Genomic DNA, 5817 nt, shown 5'->3' with positions numbered 1-5817 from the left:
AGAAGCTAGTGCAGTTGTCAGATTTTCACTACGATGGTTTGCGGCTGTCGGAAGAGATGTTAGAAAAAGCGATCGCATTTACTAACGAAGCTAAACCAGATTTAATTTTATTAACTGGTGACTACGTAACTGACGATCCTGCGCCGATTCACCAGTTGATACTTCGACTCAAACATCTGCAAAGTCGCAGTGGTATCTATGCTATTCTTGGCAATCACGATATCTATTACAGCCACGCAAAAACAGAAGTTACAGATGTCCTTACTAGCATTGGAATTCATGTACTTTGGAACGAAATTGCCTATCCACTAGGAAAAGAATTACCATTGGTAGGACTAGCTGATTATTGGTCACAGGAATTTAATCCTGTACCAGTTATGAATCAACTAAACCCCGACACACCCCGCATCGTTTTATCCCATAACCCAGATACTGCGGAGATACTGCAAGCATGGCGAGTTGACTTACAATTATCTGGTCATACTCACGGTGGTCAAATCGTGATTCCCGGAATTGGGCCTGCAATGTTTTTTTACGAAAAGCTTACAGAAAAAATACCCAAAAAAATGCAGCGTCGATTTCCATTTTTGGAAGAAAATGTTTCTGTAATCAGCCATTGGGAATGGTCACAGGGTTTCCATCAACTGGGAAAAAATCAGCTATATGTCAATCGTGGTTTGGGAACTTACCTCCCAGGACGCTTGTTTTGCCGCCCAGAAGTTACTATAATCACCCTACAGGGTGAGTAATATCAAGTCCGGCTAATTAGTTATAATTCCCGAATGCTTGACCTAAACCCACTGATGACCAAACGTGTTAGAAGCTTTGTGGTTCGCAAGCTCTTGAATGTACTCTCGTAGTGTGGGGGGTTCTCGACCGAGAATGGCTGGCAGCACAAGCTCATTGCTGCCAGGAAAACCATATTGATCGTAATCCGCGTACATCCTTCTCAAGCCTTAGCAGATAGAACCATCAGGGATGTGTGCAGCCTACACCCACTCGGCGAATGGAGGTTCACCCACCTCAATAGGATTAAGGATTCCCACTTCCACCCGCCGCGCCATACACTTGCCCGGTAGCATAGCTCGACTCTTGCGAGGCAAGGAGGACGTAGGTGGGGGCAAGCTCCGCTGGCTGTCCGGGACGTCCCATCGGTGAGTCACTGCCGAACTTCTCAACTTTACTCTGTGGTTGACCGCCGCTGACCTGGAGCGGTGTCCAGTAAGGCCCAGGCGCGATCGCATTCACACGGATGCCCTTTTTAGCAAGCTGCTTTGCCAGTGACTTGGTAAAGGCGACCTGCGCCGACTTGGTTTGTGCATAATCGAGCAGGTTCTCGCTAGGGTCATAGGCTTGGACTGAGGAGGTATTGATGATGCTTGCACCGGAACTGAGGTGCGGCACAGCAGCTTTGGTGATCCAGAACATCGCGTAGACATTTGTCTTGAAAGTTGAATCAAACTGCTCAGTTGTGAGATCGAGAATTGAGTCAACAGATTGCTGTTTACCAGCATTGTTTACCAGAATGTCGAGTCCGCCGAGTTCGCGCACGGCATTAGCGACGAGCTGATTGCAGAAGTTTTCGTTCCGAATATCGCCTGGAATCGCCACCGCCTTGCGTCCTGCCGCCCGAATCAGTTGGATTACCTCGCGGGCATCTGGCTCCTCGGCGGGCAGATAGTTGATCGCAACATCAGCACCTTCACGTGCAAAGGCGATCGCTGCTGCCCGACCAATGCCAGAATCGCCGCCTGTGACGAGCGCCTTGCGTCCCACTAGCCGTCCAGAACCCTGATAACTTGTCTCACCGTGATCGGGTCGCGGGGTCATTTGGCTGGCAAGACCAGGTGGCTCCTGCGGTTGTTGCGAAAAGGGCGGACTCGGATATTGCTTAACAGGGTTCTGCTTGACAGACTGGTTAGGTGCTTCCTGGTTAGATGTCACTTGTTGGTTTGCTGGGGTAGATGTTTGTTGTGCGAAGACTGGTACCGTTTGCGCTGCGACAACGCCAATGGATAGCCCGCCGAGAACTTGACGGCGTGAGGCTTTTTTGAAGGTATCTTTTTGTTCCATACTAGGTTTCTTAACTTGGATTTCGCTCCACTGAATTGATTGAAAGCAGGTTCTCGGCAGATCCTCAAATGCCAGGGCAGGTTTAGCCGAAGCATCTGCAATGAGACTGATAGAAATTGGCATCAAAGCAAAGCGCTATGGAAGAACGGGCTGATATCAAGTTCGGCAAATCACTTACGATATGTCATTGCGAATGCAACGAAGTGGAATGAAGCAATCGCAAAGGTTTGGGATTGCCACGCTCCGCTCGCTTTTGACTAAGTACTAAGTCGGACATGATATGACCGCCAGTAACGGGAATGACCGCGCCCGAAACATAACTGGCTTCTTCCGAAGCAAGCAGTACGTATACCGACTTTTTGTTCTTGCTAGTTAATAATTAACTATCTATCCTTTTACCCAACCTCTAACTAGAGAATGAGATTAGTTGTAAATTATTGCCGTGTGTTTCCGAATACAAATGTATTTAAAAAAATTGAGAATTCCCTGATGGCAAACCTATCTAAAATGAACAGGAGTCAGAAGTCAGAATTCACTCCTTCAGAATACCCCAGCAGTCAAGTCAGGGGTTTCAAGTACGATGCTGTGCCAAATTATTCCTCCATGCTTGAAAGCTCTTTCTTTAAACCTCGACTTGCTGTGCCACTCGTACACTCGCCATTCTGGCTCCTGAATTCTGACTACTTTCTTGGTAAGCTCTGTTTGAAAGACCAATTGCTGATGACATTGGAATATTGGAGCGGAGCCGGAGACGCTCCGCCTCCGGAGAATACCGCACGTACTTTCATATAAATTATTGCAGTTTATCAAGTTACATTTTAATTTTGGTAAGCTGTAAGCGCTGGTATGAGGAGTATCGGTTGCCTTATGCATTGGTTGTTTACGGGACATTTAAGAGTAGATAAAATCACGGTTAAGATTGCGGAACTTCCAGCATCTTTACAAGGTACAACGCTAGTGCAATTGTCAGATTTTCACTACGATGGTTTGCGGCTGTCGGAAGATATGTTAGAAAAAGCGATCGCACTTACTAACGAAGCTGAACCAGATTTAATTCTATTAACTGGTGACTACGTAACTGACGATCCGACGCCGATTCACCAATTGGCGCTTCGACTCAAACATCTCCAAAGTCGCTGTGGTATCTACGCCGTACTTGGTAATCACGATATCTATTACAGCCACTCAAAAGCAGAAGTTACACAGGCGTTAACTAGCATTGGGGTGCATGTGCTTTGGAATGAAATCGCCTATCCACTAGGAAAAGAATTACCATTGGTAGGATTAGCTGATTATTGGTCACGGGAATTCTACCCTGCACCAGTCATGAATCAACTAGATTCTGTTACACCCCGTATCGTTTTATCCCATAACCCAGATACAGCTAAGGTATTGCAACAGTGGCGGGTAGATTTGCAACTATCTGGTCATACCCACGGTGGTCACATCGTAATTCCAGGCATTGGCCCTGTAGTATTTTATTATAAAAAGCTACTCAAACAAATTCCCAAAAAATTACGGCGTTGGGTAACATTTTTCTTGGGAGACTGTTCTAAAGTCGTGCGATATTGGGAGTGGGCGCAAGGGTTTCACAAAGTAGAAGAAAATCAACTATATGTGAATCGGGGCTTAGGAACTTATAAACCAGGACGTTTATTTTGTCCACCAGAAGTGACTGTAATTACGTTAGTTAGTCATTAGTCATTGGTCATTGGTCTAAATAAATGACAAATGACAAAGGACAAATGACAAATGACAGCCCTCACCGCTCAGTGTTAATTTAAATCCATAATACAAAGCAGAAACCGCCTGAAGCTACGGTGGATAAATATCAGCAGCTTGGGGCGGTTTCTTGAAGATTGGAGAATTCAGAAGTAACTAACTCAAACTAAGGTGGACAGCATTGGCGATCGCTCTACTCAGAATTGCACATCCTTACATTTTTGCTAGGCAGGCATTTTCTGGCTGTGCGTTTTAAAACCTCCAAAACAACTCATGGAACTTAAGGCGAAAACACATTCAATGGATGCCACAACCAAGCATAGCGATCGCTTGAACATTAGAGCAGGAGGTACAGGCTCTAACAGGAAACTTTTTGTTTAACTCTTAACCTGTTTGTACCTTGCTCTTAATCTAGCACTGTGTTTATTCAGCTACAAGATACGTTTACTAAACTTGAGTACCATTAATTTTTCGCAACAATTCAGAAATCTTTCTTAAGAATATTCCCACTTGTTAGATGTTGGCGTTAATGCCAGCATTATCAAGTGGGCTGATTCAGAAGCCGTTATTGAGCAGAACCGCCTGTAGTAGTATCATCTGCGGTAGAAGAACCGCTATTAGATGTACTGTTTGACTGGTCTACTCCTTGAGGTGGAGTGGTTTTAGAGGTATCACTTTTCGTACCTGGCGCAACAGTATTAGTAATTGGACTTTGTGTAGCTTTAGGGGTTGGCTGGATTGCAGAAGGCGCTTTTTCTGCCGCAGGCTGCTGGGGTGGAATAGTAATGTTAATATCTGGTTGGCGAGGTGCAGATGGAGGTGTAACCTGCTGTTGTGGAACAGGAACAGGTACTTCCCTGGTTCTTTCGATTATCGTCGTTTTTGTTTGAAGAGAAGCACTAGGAGTTGGACTACTATTACTTAGTACAGGAACCGCGACCGGCACAGTATTAGTATTATCAACGGCTGCATCATTGCGTTGGTTGGAATACCAGACTCCACCTACAATCAAACCAAGTAGGGAAGTAACGATAATACCCAACAGCAAACCACGACTGGCATTGTTATTATCACGCTCGGCTAAATCAGCTTGCTGGTAGCTACGTTCAGTATTTCGACCTTGTACGTAACCGTTACTGTAAGAGTTGGGATTAGCTGTGCTGTTCTTGACTGTTTCAGTGGTTCGCGTTAAGTCAGTGTGAATATTACCATTAGTATCAGTGTAAGATTCTTGCTTGATTTCACTGTTTTTGCTTTCGCGTTCATTGGGAATAGACATAGCTGTTGATTTCACTCCTTGATATGATTTTGACAAACTAAAGTTTTGTAAGAACAAGAGGTTTTAATGAGCTTAAAAATTTATGTTGCTGATAAATATTGAGTTTAATTTGCTACTCAACTGTTGGTAATTATCAGAATAACCTCTGAGATTAGACAAGTGGCTCTATCTCCAGGGAGTTAATACTTAATCGAAAGAAAGATTATCCCAAAGATAGATGTTATTATCCTGTCAGTTAATGGATAGAGAAAAATTATATGAAAAAGTTTTGTGACGATAGAACAACTTTGTCAAAAACGGACTTCATTCTTAGGTAAACTCAATTATTAAGCTGAAATACGTGCAAAAAAGGAGTGAACAAGAATGCGGTTTTTTATAAAAGGTTATTTAGTGAGTATGTTGGCTGGAGTCATAAGCTTAGTCGCAAACCAAGCTTTGGCAGTAACTGGGCCAGGAGCTACTATGAAGAATTCCTATCCCCAAGACAATTCATGTTTGAGCACTAGTGGTTATGGGGGAATTATCAATAACTGTGCTTACAGTGTTCAAGTCGTAGGAACCCTGCAACTGTTACCAGGTTATCATCCTACGTCAATCAGAATTAATGGAAATAATAGCTGGTGTCAAACACTTTCAATTAATGGTGTTGGAAACGCTGCCTTCGTTGGTCCTCAAGTTTACACTAGTTCGGGGCCAAAAGATTGGCAAACCCTAAATCTCGGTACCCTTTTTGTATACGATGG

Annotated in this window: 5 protein-coding genes; 3 read left to right on the top strand and 2 right to left on the bottom strand. The window is 44.1% G+C overall.

The features are described 5' to 3' along the window. On the top strand, positions 1 to 749 hold a 749-nt coding region (locus LC574_RS22930), incomplete at its 5' end, for a metallophosphoesterase (protein ID WP_229455847.1). A gap of 283 nt (positions 750 to 1032) precedes the next feature. On the opposite strand, the gene LC574_RS22925 is transcribed toward LC574_RS22930, so the two are convergent. Next, complete coding sequence (locus tag LC574_RS22925; protein ID WP_229455849.1) at positions 1033 to 2073, bottom strand: SDR family oxidoreductase; 1041 nt, start codon at positions 2071 to 2073, stop codon at positions 1033 to 1035. An 867-nt stretch (positions 2074 to 2940) separates the two neighbouring features. On the opposite strand from LC574_RS22925, the gene LC574_RS22920 reads away from it, so the two are divergent. Then, a complete protein-coding gene (locus LC574_RS22920; protein WP_229455845.1) occupies positions 2941 to 3774 on the top strand; it encodes a metallophosphoesterase in 834 nt (277 codons plus the stop codon). Between the two features lie 586 nt (positions 3775 to 4360). Here LC574_RS22920 and LC574_RS22915 read toward each other — a convergent pair. After that, positions 4361 to 5074, bottom strand: coding sequence for a hypothetical protein (locus LC574_RS22915; RefSeq protein WP_229455844.1), 714 nt, complete (start codon positions 5072 to 5074; stop codon positions 4361 to 4363). Between the two features lie 363 nt (positions 5075 to 5437). Here LC574_RS22915 and LC574_RS22910 point away from each other — a divergent pair. Further along, the coding region (locus LC574_RS22910; RefSeq protein WP_229455842.1) for a hypothetical protein at positions 5438 to 5817 on the top strand (380 nt) is incomplete at its 3' end.

Source organism: Nostoc sp. CHAB 5715, from assembly GCF_020829685.1.
Classification (GTDB): Bacteria; Cyanobacteriota; Cyanobacteriia; order Cyanobacteriales; family Nostocaceae; genus Nostoc.
This window is presented reverse-complemented; position numbering and strand designations above follow the sequence as displayed.